This is a genomic window from Halococcus sp. IIIV-5B, assembly GCF_003602035.1.
GTDB lineage: Archaea > Halobacteriota > Halobacteria > Halobacteriales > Halococcaceae > Halococcus > Halococcus salsus.
In genome coordinates, this window is sequence record NZ_QZWE01000009.1 from 37,431 (window position 1) to 58,201 (window position 20,771).

At 66.7% G+C, this 20,771-nt stretch carries 23 protein-coding genes; 8 read left to right on the forward strand and 15 right to left on the reverse strand.

Going from position 1 to position 20,771, the window contains the following annotated elements; genetic code table 11:
• Window positions 1-89: 89 nt before the first annotated feature.
• On the forward strand, window positions 90-1,961 hold the full coding sequence (locus tag D3261_RS08330; RefSeq protein ID WP_120071337.1) for an ABC transporter ATP-binding protein: 1,872 nt from the start codon (window positions 90-92) through the stop codon (window positions 1,959-1,961).
• A gap of 6 nt (window positions 1,962-1,967) precedes the next feature.
• Here the strand turns inward: D3261_RS08330 and D3261_RS08335 are convergent, their stop codons facing one another.
• The 4 genes from D3261_RS08335 to D3261_RS08350 all read right to left on the reverse strand — a co-directional run bounded on the left by D3261_RS08335 (window position 1,968) and on the right by D3261_RS08350 (window position 4,912).
• Complete coding sequence (locus D3261_RS08335) at window positions 1,968-2,561, reverse strand: YIP1 family protein (RefSeq protein WP_120071339.1); 594 nt, start codon at window positions 2,559-2,561, stop codon at window positions 1,968-1,970.
• Between the two features lie 111 nt (window positions 2,562-2,672).
• Window positions 2,673-3,170 (reverse strand): hypothetical protein, encoded by a 498-nt coding sequence (locus D3261_RS08340; RefSeq protein WP_120071341.1) that lies wholly within the window; start codon window positions 3,168-3,170, stop codon window positions 2,673-2,675.
• Between the two features lie 168 nt (window positions 3,171-3,338).
• Window positions 3,339-3,920: an NADPH-dependent FMN reductase gene (locus D3261_RS08345; protein WP_120071343.1), complete on the reverse strand. Its 582-nt coding sequence runs from the start codon at window positions 3,918-3,920 to the stop codon at window positions 3,339-3,341.
• Between the two features lie 59 nt (window positions 3,921-3,979).
• On the reverse strand, window positions 3,980-4,912 hold the full coding sequence (locus tag D3261_RS08350; RefSeq protein WP_120071345.1) for an A/G-specific adenine glycosylase: 933 nt from the start codon (window positions 4,910-4,912) through the stop codon (window positions 3,980-3,982).
• Between the two features lie 84 nt (window positions 4,913-4,996).
• Between D3261_RS08350 and D3261_RS08355 the strand changes: the two genes are divergently transcribed.
• Together D3261_RS08355 and D3261_RS08360 are read left to right on the forward strand one after the other, a co-directional pair.
• Window positions 4,997-5,326: a hypothetical protein gene (locus D3261_RS08355; RefSeq protein ID WP_120071346.1), complete on the forward strand. Its 330-nt coding sequence runs from the start codon at window positions 4,997-4,999 to the stop codon at window positions 5,324-5,326.
• A 344-nt stretch (window positions 5,327-5,670) separates the two neighbouring features.
• The gene (locus D3261_RS08360) at window positions 5,671-6,207 is read left to right on the forward strand and encodes a GNAT family N-acetyltransferase (RefSeq protein ID WP_120071348.1); all 537 of its coding nucleotides are present in this window, start codon (window positions 5,671-5,673) and stop codon (window positions 6,205-6,207) included.
• On the opposite strand, the gene D3261_RS08365 is transcribed toward D3261_RS08360, so the two are convergent.
• The 3 genes from D3261_RS08365 to D3261_RS08375 all read right to left on the reverse strand — a co-directional run bounded on the left by D3261_RS08365 (window position 6,196) and on the right by D3261_RS08375 (window position 9,450).
• Window positions 6,196-7,335: an acyl-CoA dehydrogenase family protein gene (locus tag D3261_RS08365; RefSeq protein WP_120071350.1), complete on the reverse strand. Its 1,140-nt coding sequence runs from the start codon at window positions 7,333-7,335 to the stop codon at window positions 6,196-6,198. The two genes, D3261_RS08360 and D3261_RS08365, sit on opposite strands and share 12 nt — an antisense overlap.
• Before the next feature lie 82 nt (window positions 7,336-7,417).
• Window positions 7,418-8,329 carry a hypothetical protein gene (locus D3261_RS08370; protein WP_120071352.1) on the reverse strand — a complete coding sequence of 304 codons (912 nt, stop codon included), beginning with the start codon at window positions 8,327-8,329 and terminating at the stop codon, window positions 7,418-7,420.
• A 62-nt stretch (window positions 8,330-8,391) separates the two neighbouring features.
• A complete protein-coding gene (locus D3261_RS08375) occupies window positions 8,392-9,450 on the reverse strand; it encodes a trans-acting enoyl reductase family protein (protein ID WP_120071354.1) in 1,059 nt (352 codons plus the stop codon).
• Between the two features lie 88 nt (window positions 9,451-9,538).
• On the opposite strand from D3261_RS08375, the gene sepF reads away from it, so the two are divergent.
• Complete coding sequence (gene sepF, locus D3261_RS08380; RefSeq protein WP_120071356.1) at window positions 9,539-9,910, forward strand: cell division protein SepF; 372 nt, start codon at window positions 9,539-9,541, stop codon at window positions 9,908-9,910.
• 3 nt (window positions 9,911-9,913) lie between these two features.
• Here the strand turns inward: sepF and D3261_RS08385 are convergent, their stop codons facing one another.
• On the reverse strand, window positions 9,914-10,306 hold the full coding sequence (locus D3261_RS08385) for a DUF5611 family protein (protein ID WP_120071357.1): 393 nt from the start codon (window positions 10,304-10,306) through the stop codon (window positions 9,914-9,916).
• A 26-nt stretch (window positions 10,307-10,332) separates the two neighbouring features.
• Window positions 10,333-11,247 (reverse strand): hypothetical protein, encoded by a 915-nt coding sequence (locus D3261_RS08390; protein WP_120071359.1) that lies wholly within the window; start codon window positions 11,245-11,247, stop codon window positions 10,333-10,335.
• A 123-nt stretch (window positions 11,248-11,370) separates the two neighbouring features.
• Between D3261_RS08390 and D3261_RS08395 the strand changes: the two genes are divergently transcribed.
• The 3 genes from D3261_RS08395 (at window position 11,371) to D3261_RS08400 (ending at window position 13,494) form a co-directional block, all read left to right on the forward strand.
• Window positions 11,371-11,664 (forward strand): DUF6432 family protein, encoded by a 294-nt coding sequence (locus tag D3261_RS08395; protein ID WP_120071361.1) that lies wholly within the window; start codon window positions 11,371-11,373, stop codon window positions 11,662-11,664.
• Between the two features lie 118 nt (window positions 11,665-11,782).
• Window positions 11,783-12,322, forward strand: coding sequence for a hypothetical protein (locus D3261_RS19705; protein ID WP_147464938.1), 540 nt, complete (start codon window positions 11,783-11,785; stop codon window positions 12,320-12,322).
• Window positions 12,323-12,408: 86 nt separating this feature from the next.
• Complete coding sequence (locus D3261_RS08400) at window positions 12,409-13,494, forward strand: aminomethyltransferase family protein (protein ID WP_120071363.1); 1,086 nt, start codon at window positions 12,409-12,411, stop codon at window positions 13,492-13,494.
• A 6-nt stretch (window positions 13,495-13,500) separates the two neighbouring features.
• Here the strand turns inward: D3261_RS08400 and D3261_RS08405 are convergent, their stop codons facing one another.
• Entirely contained in the window at window positions 13,501-14,586 is a 1,086-nt protein-coding gene (locus D3261_RS08405; RefSeq protein ID WP_120071365.1) for a geranylgeranyl reductase family protein, read from the reverse strand.
• Window positions 14,587-15,037: 451 nt separating this feature from the next.
• On the reverse strand, window positions 15,038-15,625 hold the full coding sequence (locus tag D3261_RS08410; protein WP_120071367.1) for a riboflavin synthase: 588 nt from the start codon (window positions 15,623-15,625) through the stop codon (window positions 15,038-15,040).
• A gap of 88 nt (window positions 15,626-15,713) precedes the next feature.
• Here D3261_RS08410 and D3261_RS08415 point away from each other — a divergent pair, with 88 nt between their 5' ends.
• Entirely contained in the window at window positions 15,714-17,537 is a 1,824-nt protein-coding gene (locus D3261_RS08415) for a UvrD-helicase domain-containing protein (protein WP_120071369.1), read from the forward strand.
• Here D3261_RS08415 and D3261_RS08420 read toward each other — a convergent pair.
• The 4 genes from D3261_RS08420 to D3261_RS08430 all read right to left on the reverse strand — a co-directional run bounded on the left by D3261_RS08420 (window position 17,534) and on the right by D3261_RS08430 (window position 20,691).
• Window positions 17,534-17,767, reverse strand: a complete 234-nt coding sequence (locus D3261_RS08420; RefSeq protein ID WP_120071371.1) for a hypothetical protein — start codon at window positions 17,765-17,767, stop codon at window positions 17,534-17,536. The genes D3261_RS08415 and D3261_RS08420 overlap by 4 nt on opposite strands.
• A gap of 46 nt (window positions 17,768-17,813) precedes the next feature.
• Complete coding sequence (locus tag D3261_RS20340) at window positions 17,814-17,990, reverse strand: HVO_0416 family zinc finger protein (protein ID WP_192927939.1); 177 nt, start codon at window positions 17,988-17,990, stop codon at window positions 17,814-17,816.
• A 102-nt stretch (window positions 17,991-18,092) separates the two neighbouring features.
• On the reverse strand, window positions 18,093-19,595 hold the full coding sequence (locus tag D3261_RS08425; protein ID WP_120071373.1) for a carboxypeptidase M32: 1,503 nt from the start codon (window positions 19,593-19,595) through the stop codon (window positions 18,093-18,095).
• 25 nt (window positions 19,596-19,620) lie between these two features.
• Window positions 19,621-20,691, reverse strand: a complete 1,071-nt coding sequence (locus D3261_RS08430; RefSeq protein WP_120071375.1) for a M20 family metallopeptidase — start codon at window positions 20,689-20,691, stop codon at window positions 19,621-19,623.
• Between the last annotated feature and the right edge of the window lie 80 nt (window positions 20,692-20,771).

Here is a 20,771-nt window from a genome sequence, read left to right on the forward strand (position 1 = left end):
ATAGACGTCCGTGCGTCCCGTTTCGAGGGGTCGGCCGAACGGGGTGAATGTCGGGTGTTTTTGCTCGTTCGGTGGGTAGGGACCGACGAATGTCGACGGGTGGGGAGAGCGTCTTCGACGAGTATCGCGAGGCCGTCGACCGGCCGATCTATCGGTTGTTCGCCGACTACGGTCTCGACCACCGTCGCTGGTTCGCAACGGGCATGACCGCGAACGTGATCGCCCGCGGTGCGAGCCTCCTGCCCCCACTGGTGCTCGGGGTCGCCATCGACGCGGTGTTCCCGACCGCGGGCTCCGGCGCGCCCTACGAACTCCCGTTCGTGCCCCAGACGTGGCTGCCGACCACCGACGGCGGCCAGTTCGCGCTCTCGGTCGGCCTGATCGTCGGGGCCTTCCTCGTGACGGCGGTGTTCACCTGGGTCTACGGCGTGACGGCGAACAACTTCGCCCACCGCGTGATGCACGACGTCCGGACCGACTGCTACGCGAAGATGCAGAACCTCGATATGCCCTTCTTCGACGACAAGCAGACGGGCGAGGTGATGGCGATACTCAACAACGACGCCACCAACCTCGAACGCTTCCTCGACGACGCGCTCCACGATTCCGCTCGATTGGTAGTGATGATCGGCGGTATCGCCGCGATATTGGTCTGGATGAACCCCCAGCTCGCGCTCGTCACCCTCGTGGCGGTGCCCGCGATGGCGCTGCTCACCCGGTGGTTCATGCGCGCGGTCGAACCCCGCTACGTCGCCCAGCGAAAGGCCGTCGGCGCGCTCAACACCCGACTCGAGAACAGTCTGAGCGGCATCGGCCTCGTCAAGACCACCGGTACCGAGGACTACGAGACCGAGCGCGTCACCGACGCCTCCTACACCTACTTCGAGCGGACGATGGCGATGCTCCGGCTCAACTACCTCTATCGGCCGGGAATGGAGCTCCTCGCCGGCCTCTCCTTCAGCGCGACGTTCGTCGTCGGCGGGTGGTGGCTCGCCACGGGCGAAGCGCCCCTCTTCCTGACGGGAAGTCTGACGACCGGGACCTTCGTGACCTTCCTCCTGATGAGCCAGCGGTTCGTCACGCCCCTCTCGGAGGTCTCGACGATCATCGACCAGTACGAGAACGCGCGGGCGTCGAGCGAGCGCGTCTTCGGCCTCATGCGCATCCCCGCAAGCATCACCAACGCCGACGATGCGACCACTCTCCGCGATCCGGCGGGCGAAGTGAGCTACGAGGACGTCACCTTCGGCTACGACGAGGAGGTCGTGATCGACGACGTCTCGTTCAGTGCCGACCCCGGCGAGACCATCGCGCTCGTCGGCCCGACGGGTGCGGGCAAGTCCACCCTGCTCAAACTCCTGCTGCGGCTCTACGACGTGGACGAGGGTTCGATAGCGCTCGACGGCCACGATATTCGGGACCTGACCCTCGAATCGCTCCGCGAGGCGATCGGTTACGTCGCCCAGGACACCTACCTCTTCGACGGCACCATCGCCGAGAACCTCCGATATGGCGCGTTCGACGCTACCGAGGAAGAGATGGTCGAGGCCGCCAAAGCCGCCGAGTCACACGCGTTCATCACCGCGCTCCCGGAGGGTTACGACACACGTGTAGGCGAGCGCGGGGTCAAACTCTCGGGTGGACAGCGCCAACGCCTCGCGATCGCGCGGGCGATGCTCCAGGACCCGCCGGTGCTCGTGCTCGACGAGGCGACCTCCGACGTCGACACCGAGACGGAGGCCGCGATCCAGCGCTCGCTCGAACGCCTCACGGAGGACCGAACCACGTTCGTGATCGCCCACCGGCTCTCGACCGTGACGAACGCCGACCGGGTGTTCGTGCTCCGTGACGGGCGGATCGAAGAACGTGGGAGTCACGACGACCTCCTCGACGCCGAGGGGTCGTACGCGCAGCTCTGGCGTGCGCAGTCGAGCGGCGGGGTCGGCAGCGCGCTCGACTGATTTCTATCAACTGAGTCCGAGCACGGTTCCAGCGGCCGCGAAGCCGCGGAAGGCGTAGCCGAAAACGAAGGCCGCAGGGACCGCCGCGGCGAGTGCGGCCCGGACAAGGCTCGTCCCGTGGATCTCACTGATGCCGACGACGAGCAACACCGCACCGTAGACCGCACAGACGACTCTGAGGGCAGGGATCGGTGGTCCCGCGAGGAGACAGGGAGCGGTGGCGTAGGCGATGACCTGCACCGTCTCGCTGATCCCGCCGCGCTCGGAGACGAGGAGCGCGAGCCCGAGGGTACAGAGCGCGGCCGCAAAGTGGAGGGCGAGCGGCGCGATCAGGCCCACGGCGAGCACGAGGACGAGCACGAGCGAGGCGAGTCGCTGGTCCGCGATCACCGGGAGCGCACCGGGAACGAGGAGGAATCGCGAACATTCTTCGACCGCGACGACCGCGCCGACGAAGACGAGTCCGGGGGCCTGGTCGCCCGGCGCGACCCCCGTCGAGAAGAACCGCCGAGGACGGACGAGGACTTCGAGCCACGCGCGCGCGAGCGCTCCCGGCCCCCTGTCGCGCCCGCCGGTCGGGTTCTCGACCCACTGCGTCACACACGGACTACCACACCGGGGATTATTCAGGTTTCGACACGCTCACGACCTGCGACCGGGCGACGAGGGATTTCTAAACGCGACCGTTTCAAAAAGGACGAAAACACGGCTTCAGTCCGGATTTCGTCGGGTTTCTATGCCCGCTTTTTCGAGCGCCTCGATGGCTGGTTCCAGCCTATTGTTCCCCCCCAAGAGGGGAAACGAAGTCTGGATATCTCGCTCTTTGATCTGCTCTTCATCGCCCTTTTCCTCAATATAAACGATCGTCACCTTCGACCAACCGAATCGATCCTTGGAACGGTAGTGAGCTTCTTTTATTGCTTCCCGAGGGATGGTCGTTGGTTGTCCTTCAACGATATCGAAGTAGACGAGCGACCAGAGGAAGAGTAGGACCGCGGTACCGCTGAGTATCGCAGCGAGGAACGACCTTGCCGGTCCAATGTCGTATAGAGCAATTACAACGTAGAAGAGAAACGCTACTGTCAAGAGTATGAGCGTCGATTTTCTCTCCCGATACCACTGCTTGATACCGGTAGTCGGTCTTGCGGTGATATCTAGTTCCTGTTCACCGATCGAAACAAACCCATTCTGGAACTCGAATTCGGGCATACCCGATGGGTATCAAACGAGGTGACGTGTTCATATATCTGTCTTCGTTCCGAGATGTCGTAGTCGCTTTTCTTCCCCTCGGAGACTCGGTAGGTGGACCGAATCACCGTGTTTCGGACACTCCAGCTGGATGCTTCGGTCGGCGTGGCACACGACGTAGGTTCACGATCAGTCGTCCGCGCCGGGGTTCTCGGTGCTCTCGATGCTCGGCGGGTCGGGTTCGATGGTCGCGTACTCCACCGCCCGCCGGCCGAGCGTCGCCACGCGCTCGCGTGAGGACTCGTCGACGAGTTCGCCGTTCTCGAATTTGGTGCGGGCCTTCGGCACCGCGGCGTGGTGCGGAATGACCCACGCGTTGAGCGCCCGCGCCACCGACCGGAGGTGGTCGAGCGGCGTGATCGGGAACGCGCCGCCGGCGACGCTCAGCAATCCTACTGTTGTGTGTTCGAACTCGTCGAAGCCACAGTAATCGAGGGCGGCCTTCAGCACCGAGGAGTACGAGCCGTGGTAAGAGGGGGTCCCGAGGAGCACGGTGTCGGCCCGGCGGATCCGTTCCTTCATCGCGAGCGCGTCGCCGGCCTCGCGGTCGTCGGCGTCGAAGATCGGGAGGTCGAGTGCTCGGAGGTCGACGAGGTCCGTGGTCGCGCCGAGGCGGTCGGCCTCCGCGAGCGCGTGTTCGAGCGCGATCCGGGTGTAGCTCGCCTCCCGGAGGCTGCCGCAGAGCGCGACGACGTGTGGGGGCTCGGTCATTGGTGACCCGGAGACGTTCGGAAGCCAAAGTCGCGCTGGTTCGGCGTCCGAAAAACGAGTTACCGCCGGAGTCGAGCGGTGGTCTCGCCGTCGGTGTCGAGCGTCACGAGACCGTCGTCCGCGAGGTCCGACAGGAGACCCGAGAGCCACTCGCGGCCGTGCTCGCCGTCGGGGGCGTAATCGACGCGGACCCGGGGGCCGAGCTCCGAGAGCGGGAGGGAGTCGTACTCGCCGAGCACCCGGACCACCCGACCCCGGAACTGCCGGCGACTGCCCTCGAAGGCCGACTGGACTGGGACGTCGGGCGCGCTGAAGTCGCCGGTCGCGTAGGCGTCACACCACTCGCGCCACGGGCACTCGGCCGTATCGCACGCGGGCGTCTTCTCGCAGGCCACGCCGCCGAGTTCCATCACCGCGTTGTTCCAAACCCGCGACTCGCCGTCCGGCATGAGTTCGGTCGCCACATCCTCGAAGGCCGCGTCGTTGTCGGGCACCGAGAAGGCCCGGTAGAGCACGCGCTTGACGTTGGTGTCGACGACCGCGTCGCCGTTGTTGAACGCGAAGCTCGCCACCGCGTTCGCGGTGTACGGCCCGACGCCCTGGAGTTCCTGAAGCTCGTCGGGGGTTTCGGGAAAGCTCCCGTCGAACTCCTCGACGACCTGCCCCGCCGCCTCGTGGAGGTAGCGCGCGCGGTTGTTGTAGCCCAGACTGTGAGAACTCCAGAACCCCACCACGTCCGAGCGGTCGGCCGCCGCGAGCGTGTCGACGTCGGGCCAGCGTTCGACGAACGCCTCGAACGCCCGGACCACCCGGTCGAGCTGGGTCTGCTGGCTCATCACCTCCGAGACCCAGATCGCGTAGGGGTCGGTGGTCTCGCGCCACGGATAGGCGCGATGGTCGGCCTCGTACCACTCGACGAGCGCCCGGCGAACCGCCTCGGTATCGAGGTCCTCGGGGAGCGGGACATCGGTACTGGACTCGGGGGAACTCATTGCCGGAGGGAACCACCTGCGGACCATACGCGTGGCGGTCGCGGAGCCGAAAGGGGTTTGCGCGCACGTCCCAGACCCCGCGCCATGAGCCTCGACGACCTCTCGGACGACGTCGACGCGCGCTACGCCGACCTCGGCGACGAGCTCACCCTCGCGCTCGACCGCGAGAGCCGCAACGAACTGGCGCTCCTCCAGAGCGCGCTCGACCCCGACGAGACAGGTGAGATCCTCCGGCGGGCGCTCCACCAGTTCTTCCAGACCACCGTCGAGACCGGTCGACTGGACTTCCACCTCCGGAGCGGCTACGACGTGACCTACGACGAGTACCTCTCAGGAATGACCTACGACGAGATGACCGGTGGGAGCTACCAGCCCCAGGCGAACCAGGACGACGTCCGGCGGTATCAGTACTAAGATCCCACCTTTTGCTGCGCTCGCTCCCGTTGGTCGCTCGCTGGCAAAATGTGGATCAAAAGCCTGCGTCACCCCACTCGCTTCGCTCGGGGGTTCCTTGGCCCGCTCGCTCGGCCCCGCCTCGCTCACGGTACATCACTACCTCTACCGCCCCGCACAGCACCGCCTCCGCTGAAGCCCTCGGCCACTCACTTCGTTCGGACCTCGCCCTTCATCCGCCAGGACTACACTGCTACCGCCACCGCCCCGCATCCGTACCGCAACCGCGCGGCGGCCGCGCCGCACCGCGACCGCACCGCCGCGACGACACAATCCTGATTACGGCGCGTGGAATTGGTCGTTTCATGCCCGGTTCAGTCTTCCTCGACGGCGAAGACGTCACGCTCAGAACCATCGAAGAGGAGGACCTCGACTTCCTCCAGCGCCACATCAACGATCCGGCCGTCCGCACACCGATCGGCGCGACGACCCCGGTCAACGCGACCGACGAACGCGAGTGGTTCGAGTCGATGAGCGAGGGCGACGACGTCTCGCTCCTGATCTGTGCCGACGGCGATACCGTGGGGACCATCAGCCTCATGGACATCAACGCGGACCACGGCTTCGGCGAACTCGGCTACTGGATAGCGCCCGACGCGTGGGGCGAGGGCTACGCCACCACGGCGACGCGACTCCTCGTGGGGCACGCCTTCGACCAGCGCCGCCTCCACAAGGTCAGCGCGAAGGTCTTCGACTACAACACGGGCTCACAGCGCGTGCTCGAAAAAGTTGGCTTCACCGGGGAAGGCGTCGACCGTGAGGAAGCGTTCGTCGACGGCGAGTACGTCGACGTCCACCGCTACGGCCTGCTCGAAGACGAGTGGCGTGAATTACAAGCCTAGTTCTCGCCCGATCACGAGGTGCTGAATTTCACTCGTTCCCTCACCGATCTCCATCAGCTTCGCGTCGCGGTAGAAGCGCTGGGGCGCGAAGTCGGTGGTGTAGCCGTAACCACCCAAGACCTGCACCGCGTCCTCTGCGATCTCGCGGCTGGCTTCGCTGGCGTCGAGCTTCGCGAGCGCGCTCAGTCGAGTGACGTCCTCGCCCGCGTCGTAGGTCGTCGCGGCCTTGTGGGTCAGGAGGCGGGCCCGCTCCAGCTTCCGGTCCATGTCGACGATCTTGTTCCGCACCGCGTCGAACTCCGAGATGGGCTGACCGAACTGCTCGCGCTCGGTCGCGTAGGATTTGGCGGCCTCGTAGGCTCCCTGTCCGAGCCCAACCGAGAGCGCCGCGATCGAGATCCGACCCCCGTCGAGCGTCTTCTTCGTCTGCTCCCAGCCCTCACCCTCGTTGCCGAGCAGTCGGTCCTCGGATAGTCGAACGTCGTCGAGCTGTATCTCACACGTCGGCGAGGCGTTGAGCCCCATCTTCTCCCAGATCGTCGAGATCTCGAAGCCGTCGTCCGCGGGGTCGACGATGAAGGTCGAGATCCCGCCGTAGCCCGCGTCCGGATCAGTGACGGCCTTCACGAGCACCGACCCCGCCTCGCTGGCGTTGGTGATGAACTGCTTCGTCCCGTTGAGCACCCACTCGTCGCCGTCCTTCTCGGCCGTGGTGTCCATGTGCGAGGCGTCGGAGCCGCTACCGGGCTCCGTGAGCGCCCATGCTCCGATGTGTTCGCCCTCCGCGAGCGGCCGGAGCCACTCCTCCTTCTGCTCGTGCGTGCCGAAGTTCTCGATGGGTTTCGAGGCGAGGCTGATGTGGGCGGCGTAGGAGAGCCCGATCGAGCCCGAGACCCGGCCGAGCTCCTCGGTGACGAGCGCGTAGAGCAACTGATCCCCGCCGAGCCCGCCGTACTCCTCCGTCACCGGCACACCCATCATATCGAGGCCGGCGAGCTGGTCGAAGACCTCGGCGGGGTAGCGGTGCTCGTCCTCGATATCCTGGGCGAGCGGCGCGATCTCCGCCTCACAGAACTCCCGCACCGTCTCGCGCATCATCCGGTGCTCGTCCGGCAGGTCGAAATCCATACACCTGATACGTGACCAAGGGCATAAAACCACGCGGCACGCGGCGAGCCGCGTCGCCGCTCGAATCCGTCCGAGACGGCCGTCAGAGGTAGCGTTCGACGAATCGCGCGAGTCGATCGAAGAGCTGAGAGAGCCGGTCGAACAGACGCGCGAGGCCGTCGAGGATCCGCTGAAGATCGTCTCCGTTCCCCGAACTCTCGCCCCCCGTCGTGTCCGTCCCTGCGGCGGTCGTCGACTCCCCCGACGACGAGCGCGCCGTCGTGGTCTCGTTGGTGGTGCTGGACGTCGCCGTAGTGTTCGTCGTCGGGCACGACCCGGACTCGATCCGGAGGGGTGTCGAGCGGTCGAGCGAGGTCCGCGTCGGGTCGTCGAGGTCGCCCGAGAGCGCCTGCCAGTCCGAAACGTTGCCCTCGTAGTGGTCGCCGTAGAGCGCGGCCCGTTCGTTGAAGGCCGGGTCGATCCCGACCGAGACGTCGTCGCCGAGCGGGCCGTAGACCGCGCCGTCGGCCCGCCGGCCGTCCCAGGTCCAGTCCACCGTGGCCGAGTCCCCGTCGATCTCCCACCGATCGTAGCGGTTCGGGCCGTCGTAGCTGTCGTCCCGGACGATCCAGTCGCCCGACGAGGGCAACCCCGAGATATCGAAGGTGATCGACCCGCCGTCGCCGTTGCCGCCGAGCGCGCCGTGGACGGCCACGAGGCTCACGCCGTCAGGACCCTCGTAGAGGAACAGAACGCTGGTGTTCGGCTGCTGGAGCGAGCGGGTCCCGTACGAGCTGTCGCGGTCCCGCCGGTAGTCGTAGAAGGCCTCCACCGGGTCGTCGCCCTGGAGCGGCTGGAGCGGAACGCACTGGTCGCCCTGTGAGAGGTGGTACGGAGCCGACTCCACCGCGCTGGCCGTGCCGGTCGCGAGCGCGCCGCCGGCGAGCGTCGCGCCGGTGGCTACCAGAAACGACCGTCTGTCGGTGTTCGGTCGGCTGCCGGAACGCGAAGCCATCGATGATCTCCTCGGACTTTTCGGAGGAGGAGCATGGGTCTTTTGACTGGCCGCCGGCTTCGTCAGCCGTCGATATCCGTCCGGAGGACCCCGTCGAAGTCGAGCACGAAATCCGCCCCGAAGGCCGACGCCGGCGTCTGGAATCCCGACTCGACGTCGCCGTCGAGCACCCGCCGGACGACTTCACAGGCCGTCCGCGCGGTGAAGTCGTAGGTGTCGGGGAGTTCGAGCCGTGCCGCCGCTCGGTCGCCGTCGTCGTTCTCCACTTCGCCCCAGACCCGAGTGGTGCTCAGGGCGCGCTGGGCGGCGGTGGGTCCGGTGACGGTCGCGTCCACGAGCTCCTTCAGGAGGGTCTGAATCGGTTGGGTTCCGAGCAGCGGCGCGAGACGGTCGGTCCGGCGCATCACCCGCGCCGCGAACCCCGGCACAGCGGCGTAGGTCTCGATGTTCCCGATCCCGGTCGAGTAGTAGGCGGTCGAGACGTCACCCCACGGGATCGTCACCGCGGGTTTCGGGCCCGTCCCGAGGTCGATCCGGCGGGTCTTCCACGCCGGCGGTACGGTCTCGATCTGGCCATCGATCCGGGCCGCTCCACCCTCCGAGAGCCCCTCGACGACGGACTTCAGCGTGCCGGGCGAGAACGTGCTGAGCCCGTCGATCGCGAGCCGGAGGTGGGTCGCGTCGTGGAGTTTGCCAGCGAGATGCGCCGCGAGGCAGTCGGTGGGAACCACGTCGAAGCCGACCCCCGGCAGGAGGGTCACGTCGGCCTTCTCGGCGTCGCGGTCGCGCTCGGCGGTCGCCTCGAAGGCGTCGATCTCGCCGGTGATGTCGAGGTAGTCGGTTCCCGTTTCGAGACAGGCCGCCACCAACGCGTCGGCGGTCGCGGAGAACGGCCCCGCGCAGTTCAACACGGCGTCGAACGCCTCGATCCGGTTCGCGACGACCGAGGGATGGTCGAGGGTGAAGACGCGATAGTCGAGGTCGCGGTCGGTGGCCTGGCGTTCGAGCGGTTCGGCGCGTCGACCCGCAAGCGTCGGCGACAGTCCTTCCTCGGCGGCGCGTTCGGTGATCAGCGCACCGGTGTAGCCGTACGACCCGTAGATGAGTACGTCGTCTGCCATGTCCCCACATCGGGCGGTGAGCGGAAAAAGCCACCCCACGCGGCGGCCTTGCCGTAAGAGATATACCGGGTCCGACCGGCGTGGCCGCATGGGATTGATGGACGACATCCTCGGTGGTGGCGGGTCGCGCAGCCGCCGACCGGGGCCCGGCGGCGACTACGTCGAACTCGGCCCCGACGACATCGAGGCCTCGGCGGACGAGCCGGCGACGAAGGTACATATCGCCCAAATCGAGGGCCAGCGCGACGTGATAGACATCAAGAACGCGATCTACGACGGCGACATCGTGGTCGCCGATATCACCCGCCACTCGACGACCGACCGCACGATGGAGCGCATCACCCAGGACCTCCAGGGGATCGTCCGCGAGGTCGGTGGGGACATCGTTCAGAAGGCCGACGACCAGCTCATCATCACCCCCGGTTCGGTCGGCATCAGCCGCACCAAACTCGGGCAGTAGTTCTCAGACGCCGTCGGGCGTTTCGGCGTCGTCTTCGACAGTGCGCTTCATCGACTCACGACGGCTCTTGGCGTCGCGGCCCGTGGCTTCGAGCAGGAACTCGTTCTTCGCGTCGACCGCGTCGGCAGCGGCGTCGGCGTTGCCCTCGGCGATGACCTCCTCGGCGGGGCGCTCGGTGAAGTCCACAGCCAAGGTGTCCTTCTTCGAACCGTAGTCGACCGCGCCGGCGACCACGCGCTCGAAGACCGGGTTCTCGGGTTCCTCGACGACGTAGAGGTCGCTCCCGTTGTAGCTCTCGGTCGCGGTCGGCGACCCGAAGTAGGACTCGATGGTGCCCTCCATGTCGGGGATCCGGTCCTCCAAGTGCTCTCCACGGCGCATCTTGTATTCGCGCATGGGGCGCTCGTTTGCGAGCCGAAGGGTTAGCCCTTTCGCGTTTCCCACGCCAGATAGCCGCGGTGACAGTTCGGACAGATGTCACCCGCCCGGTGGGGCGAGTCGATGACCGCGGCGTCGAACCCACACGACGTGCAGACGAACGAGCCACCGGTGAGCCGGTCGGGCTCCTCATCCGAACCCTCGCTCGCCGATTCGCCGTCGCGACCGGAACCGTCGGGCCACTGAGCCGTCGAAGCGGCGCTCCCGTCCGACCGTGCCGCCTCGGTGGTCACCGGGCCGGACGGCTCGGACGGCCACTCACCGGGCGCGCGCTCCGAGGGGTCGCGGCGCGTCGGCTCGTCGCCGATGCGGTCGATCGATCCGGTATCGTCGCCTTGGTCGTCCGCCGGTTCGCCCCCGCCCGTCGACCGGTCGAGCGCGCTCGTGGCCACCACCGACTCCGCGATCTCCACGCTCCCCGAGCCGGCCGGATCGGGCGCGGGGTCGTCGGCGGCGGCCCCGTCGTCACGGATCGCTCGTTCGGTCCCGTCCGTTGGTTCCGTGGCGTCGGCTGGCTCGATTTCGTCGGGCTCGGCCTCGACGACCTCCCGTGGGCCACCGTTTCGCACGGTCGGTTCGGGCTCCGCGTCGGCGGGGTCGTCCTCCATCGTTTCGACGGCCGTCACCGTCCGGTCCGGTGCGTCGGAGGGGTCGTCGGCCCCCTCGTCCGAGCCGTCCGGCGCGATGACGACGGTGCCGTCGGGTTCCCGAACCACGCCGGCGGCGGCCGAGAGCGCCGTGACCTCGGTGTTCTCGGAGATGACGCGTTCGTGTCCGCAGCTCCGACACCGCTCGACGCGTTTGGCGGTCAACACCACTTCGTCGCCGTTCTCGACGCGCTCGCGCTCGACCTCGGGGTCGTCGTAATCGTGCCCGAGCAACGAACACATGACTCCCATCGGGACGTACTTCTATAGCGGTCGATATAAACGTCCGTGTTCGAGCGGCGATACTTGCCCGAACGACCAGGTACCACGGACCCCGACCGACAGTATAAGACCGATCCGAGCGAACGGGCAAACATGAAAGCGAAGCGGGCGTTCCGGGACCGCAACCCCACGGAGGTGGCGGTGCTCGACGCGCTGGTGGAGCATCCCGACGGGATGACGGTGTTCGAACTCCGGACCCACGCCGACATCGGCATCGACGCCCTCGAAGACGCCCTCGCAGCGCTCAAGGAGGACGACCTCATCGAAACCGAAACCGAGAGCGGACGACTGCATATCCTCCCCGACGACCGTGTCGTGCCCGACGAACCCGAGAACGAGACCGACGAGTCGTTCTTCGACAGTGTTCGCGAACGGCTCGGATTGTAACACATCCAAGTACTATCCGCACACCACTTCGGGTTCAACCGACTCACGGTTCGTCGAAGAAAGAGTGCGACGTCAACCGAGTCGAAAATAAAACATAGATAGGTTCGAAATTACCTCTATGTCACCCCGTAGCGTCCACTGCTCGGCCACTGTGAAGACGCTCTCGGCACTCGTTGTCATCTCTCTTGTCGTCTCGGCGGGCTGTTCAGCTGGAACGCTCACCGAACCGTCCGGTCAGGGTGGCCCGGTTCATCTCAACGTCACCAACGGGGCGAACGTCACACAAATATTCGAAGTATCCGTCGTCGAGTTACCAGCAAATACCTCGTTCGAATTACCGGATGGGCGAATAGGCCGTGGTGAGATCGGTCCGGGCTTAAGCACATCTGATCCCGGTATTCAAGGAGTTTATACAAAAGTCAAACTCCCAGACTCAGCTCGACTTCACGGCCGCTACACGCTAAAGCCTGGAGAGACGAACGCAAGCAACATCAGCAGTCCGCTGGAGGACTTCGCAGTCGTCGTTAGCGTTCACCGTAGCGACGGTATCGTCTCGTTAGTGACGGCGACTTGCGGTGGAGACCTGACGTACGTGGAGGTCGAGAGTCGCTACTCCGGGTCCGGTTCGGTTTACGACTGCAACGAGGGTGTGTTCTGAGGGAACGCAGTGATGGTTTCGATCTTCTCTGAAGATCGAATCCGTAGAGGACACGCTTTATCCGCCGCCGCGCCCGAAATTCCACAATGACGTTGGTCGAAGCCGTCCACGAGACCCACGGCGCGACGTTCGCAGAGCGCGGCGGCACGCGCGTCGCCGACCACTACGGCCGCCCCGAGACCGCCCACCGGGCGGTCAGGAACGTCGCCGGCGTCACCGAGATGGCCTACGGCGTACTCACGATCACCGGCGAGGACAGGATAGAGTTCGTCGACAACGCCGTCACCAACCGGGTACCCGCCGAGGATGGCCGGGGCTGCTACGCGCTCCTCCTCGACCCGCAGGGCCGGGTGGAGACCGACCTCTACATCTACACGACCACCGACCGCCTGCTGGTGTTCACCCCACCGGACCGCGCCGCGGCGGTCGCGAGCGAGTGGTCCGAGAGGACGTTCATCCAGGACGTCGAAATCGAGAACGCGACCGAGTCGTTCGGCGTCTTCGGCGTCCACGGTGCGCAGGCGACCGAGAAGGTCGCGAGCGTGCTCACGAACGCGACGCCGTCCGAGGCCCACCTCTCGTTCGTCCGGGGCTCGATCGACGAGGCCGGCGTCACCGTGATCCGAGGCGACGGATTGACCGGCGAGGAAGGCTACGAGGTGGTCTGCGCTGCGGACGTCGCCGAATCGGTGTTCGACGCCCTGATCAACAACGGGCTCAACGCCGCCCCCTTCGGCGTGCGAACCTGGGAGAGCCTCACCCTAGAGGCGGGGACGCCGCTATTCGATTCCGAACTCCGTGACGAGATCCCGAACGTCCTCGGGCTCCGAAACGCGCTGGACTTCGAGAAGGGCTGTTACGTCGGTCAGGAGGTCGTCTCGCGCGTCGAGAACCGAGGGCAGCCGAGCCGCCGGTTGGTCGGGCTTGCCTGTGAGACGCTCCCCGATGCCGGCGCGGCGGTCTTCGCCGGCGATTCGACGGTCGGTGAGGTCACCCGCGCGGTCGAGAGCCCGACCCGCGACGAACCGCTGGCGCTCGCGCTGGTCGAGTTCGACCTCGATACCGACGACCTGACGGTCAGGATCGACGGCGAGGAACGGGCGGCGCGTGTCGAGTCGCTCCCGTTCGTCGAGGGCAGCGACCGGTCGGCCCGACTGCCGACCTACGAGTAAGTCCGTTCAGGAGCGCGAGAGGAGCGTCTTCAGGCTCTCCGGCGAGAACAGCGTGGTGGGTTTGTCCATGTGAACCCCGATCTCGCCCGAAAACGCCGCGAGGCCAGCCTGCTTGACGGGTTCGGGCAGCGAGTACGCCCGACGAACCCAGTGACCCAGCTGGATGTCGCGCGCGAGGTCAGCCCGCCACGCCTTCTCGTAGTCCTTCAGCGTCCCTGGGTCGTGGGGGTCGATCTCGCGAACGGCGTGGTCGGCGGCGGTCATCCCGTAGACGAGCCCGCCGCCGGTGAACGGCTTGGTCTGGGCGGCCGCATCCCCCACGAGGAAGCCACGGTAGCTCGTGACGCGGTCGGCCGGCCCGATCGGGATCATCCCGGCGTGGGTCTCGCCGGTCTCGACCCCGTAGTCGTTCACGAACGCCTCGAACAGCTGGGTCGCGTTCTCGCCCGGTGCGGCCGCCAGCCCGTACTCGACGCCCGCCGATCCCCGAGGGATGCGCCACGCGAAGAACTCCGGAACCGTCAGGTGGACGTCGACGTGGTCACCGGGGTCGTCCTCCGTCGAGAAACCGAGCACACCCTGGAGCTTCTCGCCCGGTTCGGGCATCCCGAGTTCGCGCCGAACTCGTGAAACAGGTCCGTCACAGCCCGCCACCAGCCGGGTCTCGAATACCTCGGTTCCCTCGGGCGTTCGGGCGGTCACCGTCGCCGAACGCGCGCCCTCCTCGACGCCGGTCACGCTGTGATTCTCCCGAATATCGGCCCCGGCCTCGCGTGCGGCGCGGGCGAGCGTCCGGTCGAGCTCGACGCGATTGATGACGTTCGAGATGGTCTCGTCCTTGTAGAACAGGTGGCCGTCGCCGCCCGGCCCGCCGACGTGGAATCGCGCGCCCGAGATCTCGTTCTGGAGCAGCTCCTCGCGCGCGCCCTCGGGCGTGAACTGCCAGATGTCGGTGCTGACGTGGCCCGAGCACGCGAGCGGCGTGCCGACCTCGCCGCGTTCGAGCACCAGCACGTCGTGACCCGCCTCCGCGGCGCGCCGGGAGAACCGACAGCCCGCGGGGCCCGCCCCGCTGACGACGAAATCGTACATTGGTGAGTCCTGTCGGTGGGCGTCAAAGAATCTTGCTAACCCACTTTTTTGGGCGGGGGAATCGCGCTCGCTTCGCTCGCGCTCAACCCCCGCCCAAAAACCTGTCTTGCTGAGTGCAACGAAGCAAGGCTCGGAAGACGCTTCGCGTCTTCCGGTGGACTAAAAAGGGCTGCTCGCTCACTCCGTTCGCTCGCAGTACAATCACTCATATCCCACCCAGCGCCGCCTCCATCCCGCAACCGCCACACGCCTCCCCAACCGACTGCGCTCCTCGCTCGCCTTCGGCTCACTCCGGTGCTCATCCCTCGCACAATGTTCGCGAGCGGTGCTCGCTGTCGCTCGTCACCGCTCGCCAGCGCGCGCCAACCGCTCCGACCGCAACCGCACTGCACGGCCACGACCGCAACTGTACTGCACAGCCACGACCGCCACATCAGATTCACATTCGCCGTCACCGATGGCCGTCGAGCAGCCGTTCGACGTACTTCGCGATCACGTCGACCTCGACGTTCACCCCGTCGCCGGGGTCGAGGTCGTGCATCGTCGTCAGCTCGTAGGTCGTCGGGATCACCGCCACGGTGATCGTGTCCTCCCGCCGTTCGGCGACCGTGAGGCTCACTCCATCGAGGGCTATCGACCCCTTCTCGACCACGTAGCGCGCGACGCTCTCGGGCACCGAGAACTCGAACTCCCAGTCGTCGTCCACCTGCTCGACTCCCACGACCTCCGCCGTGGCGTCGACGTGCCCCTGCACGAAGTGGCCGTCGAGCCGGCCGTCGGCGGGGAGCGCCCGTTCGAGGTTCACTTCGACACCCTCCTCGATCTCCGAGAGCGTCGTCCGGTCGAGCGTCTCGGTCGAGCAGAACAGCTCGAAACCCGTTTCTCGGACTTCCTCGACGGTGAGACACGCGCCGTCGACCGCGATGCTCGCGCCGTGAGTGAGCCCTTCGAGATCGCACTCGACGACGATTCGCCGCCCGCCCTCCTCGTCGCGAACGGTCGTGACTTCCCCCGTGGTCTCGACGATGCCGGTGAACATAGTCGTCGTACGGGCGCTCGTCGAATGAGGCTGGCGTTCGCGCCCGGGAGCCACGTCGTTTATAGTGGACCGGTCCCTGCTGTGGGCAATGTCCACGGATTCCCACGTGACGCGGCTGTTCGGCGGCCCGGGAAGCGGGAAGACGACGGCGTTGCTCGACCGGGTCGAGGAGATCCTCGACCAGCCGGGCGTCGACGTCAACGACGTCCTCGTCGTCTCGTACACCCGGGCGGCGGCCACCGAGATCCGCGAGCGACTGGCCGAGCGCCTCGACGTCAGCCCGCGTTCGCTCCGGGGCAACGTCGCCACGATGCACGCGAAGGCCTACGAACTCCTCGACCTCTCGCGCGGTGACGTCGTCGGCGAACGCGACAAGGAGGGGTTCTGCGAGGACTTCGGGCTCGAGTTCGAGGACGAGTACGAGGGGTCGCGCCGTCGGAGCGCGCGCTCGACCACCATCGGCAACAAGGTCATCGCGACGAGCCAGTGGCTCCAGCGCACCACCAGGGACGTGGCCGACTGGTACGACGTCCCCTTCCAGTGGAACGACGAGGAGGTCCGGTTGCCGCCGGAGATCGACGACAACGCCCAGCAGGGCAACAAGTACACCCCGACGTGGCCGAGCGACGACGACCGCCTCGACATCCCCGAGGCGATCCGGGCCTGGCGCGCCTACAAGGGCGACGAGGGGCTCGTGGGCTTCGCCGACATGCTCGAACGCGTCGAGCAGCGCTCGCTGATCCCGAGCGTCGACTACCTCGTGATCGACGAGTTTCAGGACATCACCACGCTCCAGTACCGCGTCTACGAGGAGTGGAAACCCCACGTCGAGCGCGTCCTGATCGCGGGCGACGACGACCAGGTGGTCTACGCCTGGCAGGGTGCCGACCCGCAGCTCCTCCTCGACGAGGGCGGCGAGGACGTGATCCTCGACACCTCCTATCGGCTGCCGTCCCGGGTGCTCTCGGTCGTGAATCGGGAGGTTCGCCACATCGAGAAACGCCAGGAGAAGAACCTCCGACCCCGAACCGAGGGCGGGAGCGTCGAGGCCGTCGAGAGCCCCACGATGCTCGACCTCGTGCGCAACGTCCGGGCCACGGTCGAGAACACCGACGAGACCGTGATGGTGCTCTTCCGGGCGCGCTACCAGCTCTTCCAGTTCATGGACGAGTTCATCGGCGAGGGGATCCCGTTCCAGGCGCTCACCGACCAGCGGATGTGGACCGACCGACTCAACGACTACGTCAACGCCGTCGAGAAGGTCGCCGCCGGCGAGTCCATCACCGGGCTCGAAGCCCGCCGGCTCGCGGACATGCTGATGAACACCGCCTTCGGGACCAACAGCCGCGACGCGCTCTACGAGACGCTCGACGACCTGAAGGAGGAGGCCGGGGCCGAGGAGTTCGTCGACCTCACGATCGAACCCGACCTCATCAAGGAGCACGCACCGTTCATGCCCGGTCCCGCCTCCGCCGAGGACATGCTCAGGAAGACCTCGCAGTTCCAGAAGAAGTCGGTGAAGGCCTACTTCGGGGGCGACTACCAGGACGTCGACCGCGACCGGGTTCGAGTGGGGACGATCCACTCCGCGAAGGGTCGCGAGGCCGACCACGTCTTCGTGGCGACCGACCTCACCGAGAAGGTGGTCGAACAGATGGCCGCCTCCGTCGAGGAGGGCTCGGCCGACGCCGCGGCGTTCGCCGAGACCACCGACCCGGTGCCCCTACTGACGGACAACGAGCGCCGGGTGTTCTACGTCGGGATGAGCCGGGCGCGCGAACGGCTCGTGATACTCGAAAACCTCGTGAGCGGCGCGCCGACGCTCCCGGTCGACGTCCTCCTCGACAACGAACCCTCGGGAACCACCGTCGAGGACGTCCTCGCCGAGGCCGAAGTCCCCGCCGCCGACTAGTCCTTCTCCTCCTCTTTCGCCACCGCACCGACCGCCTTCTCGGCCGCCGCCGTCGGCACGTCGTCGGGGGTCGTGACGTACTGCTTGAGCAGGATCATCAGCCCGGCGACGACACACAGCGCCGCGCCCATCGTGGTGCGCCCAGTGACGAGGAGGTTGACCCCGAGTAGCGCCACCGGGAGCGCGAGCGCCAGCGTCGCCACGAGCCCGAGCGTGTTGAGGATGCCCACGGGCTGACTGGAGCGCGCGTTCACTTACTCGCTTCGCTCGCCCGACCTACGGCCGCGGCGACCAGCCACACACCGAGCAGATGCTGGCGTCGGTCGCGTGCAGCGCGCCGCAGTCGGGACACTGCTTCTTGTTGTAACTTGCTTCCCACCCCGGTGACTCCGTCTCGTGACCGCGTTCTGCGAGGAACTCGTCGATGTCGGGTTCGGTCGGTGTGGTTGCCATACGTGTCACGGTATGGCACGCCACGACATAGGTCTATTGGTGGGTGCAGGAACGGCTGATTAGTACAGTCGATATATCATGAATAGAAATTCTTCGGCCGACTCAGAGGTCGTAGAGCGCGCCGTACTTCGTGGTGACGTAGTCGAGGAAGTCGTCGGCGGCGAACGGTTTGCCGGTGGCCTCTTCGATCAGATCGGGCGTGGTGTAGCGCTGGCCGTGGCGGTGGACGTTCTCGGTGAGCCAATCGTGGAGCGGGTCGAAGTCCCCGGACTCGATCGACCCATCGAGGTCGTCGATCGCCTCGTCGGCGCTGGCGTAGAGCTGGGCGGCGAGCACGCTTCCCAACGAATAGGTCGGGAAGTAGCCGAACGTGCCGTGCGACCAGTGGATGTCCTGGAGACAACCGTTCGCGTCCGTCTCCGGTCGCACGCCGAGGTACTCCTCCATCTTGTCGTTCCAGACCCGTGGGATCTCCGCGACGTCGAGGTCGCCCTCGATGAGTTCGCGCTCGATCTCGAAGCGGATCACGATGTGCATGTGGTAGGTGAGCTCGTCCGCCTCGACGCGAATGAGGTTGTCCTCGTGGACGGTGTTCGCGGCCTCGTAGGCGTCCCGCGGGGTCACGTCGTCGAGGCTCGAAAATCGGTCTTTGACCTGCGGCAGGAACAGCTCCCAGAACGGCTGCGAGCGGGCGACGTGGTTCTCCCAGAGTCTCGACTGGGACTCGTGGACCGAGAGGTTTCGATTCTCGCCGAGCGGCGTCCCGTACTCCTCGTCCGGCAGGCCGAGGGTGTAGGTCGCGTGGCCGAACTCGTGGACGGTGCTCGTGAGTGCCCCCAACATATCCGCCTCGTCGTAGCGCGTCGTGACCCGCGCGTCGAAGGTAGTCCCCATCGAGAACGGATGCGGCGCGACGTCGAGCCGGCCGCGATCCCAGTCGTAACCGAGGGTATCGAGCGCGTCGCGTGAAAGTTCCTCCTGGGTGTCGGTATCGAACGTCCCCTCGAACGGCGTGGCGAGGTCGACGTCGCTCTCGCGGATCTCGTCGATGAGCGGGACGAGTTCCTCGCGGAGGCGTTCGAGGACCCGCTCGGTGGTGTCGAGCCCGAGGTAGGGTTCGTAGTCCTCGAAGAGCACCTCGTAGGCGGGTCTATCCGGATCGATGTGTTCGGCGTACTCGCGTTTGAGGTCGACGAGCTCCTCGACGACCGGGGCGAACGTCGAGAAGTCGTCTTCCTCCCTCGCCTCCTTCCAGACCGGGAGCGCCTCGCTGGTCGTCCGCGATATCTTCTCGACCAGTTCGGTGGGGACGCGCGTCGAGCGTTCGTACTGTCGGCGGACCTCGCGGACGACCGCCGCCTCGCGATCGTCGAGGTCGTTGCTTTCGAGGTCGTCGAGCGCTTCGCCCATCCCCTCGTCGGTGAGGAGGTCGTGGCTCACGGCCGAGAGCGCCGAGAGCTGCCCGGAGCGGGCCGGTGTGCCGCCCTCGGGCATCATGACCTCCTGGTCCCAGCTGAGGATGCCCGCCGCGTTTCCGACGTTGGTGATACGTTCGTAGCGTCGCGTGAGATCCTCGTAGGCGTCATCCGTGGCGTCGGCTGCCATACCGAAAACCCGGGTCGCCGGCCTATCAATTCTCCCCTACGGCGTCGGCCACACTCGAATAGATCCGATAGCACCGGTCGAGGGCGTCGAGCGAGACGCTCTCGTCCTTGGTGTGGGCCTCGCCCAGCTCCGACGGTCCGCAGACCACGCAGGTCACGCCCGCCGCCGCGAGCCAGCCGCCGTCGGTCGCGGCGGGCTTCGTGACGAGCTCCGGATCGCCGTCCTGGCACTCGTCGGCCACCGTTCGAACCGTCTCGGCGAAGTCCTCGTCGTCGCAGGCCATCGGCGGGAGGTCCTGGTCGACCGTCCACTCGACTCCCTCGACCTCCTCGACGGTTCCGAGGGCTGCGCGCTCGCCGGGGACCGTGCGCTCGTCGACGGTGATGGCGCACGATTCGGGGATAACGTTCCAGGCCGAGCCGCCGTCGATCCCGGTGACGGCGAGGCTGCCGGCGACGCGTTCGTCGAGCACCGTCGCGCTCGGCGGGTCGATATCTCTGATGAGGTCGACGGCGTCGCAGGCCCGGTAGACTGCGTTTTCACCCATGTGGGGTTCGCTGGCATGGACGGCGGTGCCGTGGGCGGTGACGGTGCTCGCGCGCCGGCCCTTGTGGGCGACCACGACGTCCGTCACGCCGGGGGTGGCGTAGCCCGTCGAACCCTCACCGACGACCGCACAGTCGGGCGCGAATCCCTCGTCGATGGCGTGGCGCGCGCCGACGCCCCCGAGTTCCTCGCCGACGAAGCTCGCGAAGACGAGTCCACTCCTCGGGGTATCGCGGAAGGCCAGCATCGCCGCCGCGACCGCGCCCTTCATGTCCGCCGTACCGCGGCCGTAGAGTCGGTCGTCGGTGGCTTCGAGAACGTACTCGTCGCCGTCGGTCTGGGATTCGTCCGGCGGAACGACATCGTGGTGGCCGACGAGCGCGAGGGCGTCCGCCTCGCCGTAGCGGGCGATGACGTTCCCGACCGCGTCCCGCCGCACGTCGGCATCGGTTTCCGCGCGGAGCCAGTCCTCGACGAAATCACCGGCGGCGGTCTCGTCGTCGTGGCTCGGTATCGAGACCAAATCGCGGGTGAGGGCGGCGACGTCCATCCCGTCGAGGGTCGGCGAGCGACGTGATAAGGCTACTGTCGAGCGAAGTGAGCCCGTTCATCCGCCGCGGCGGTTGCGGT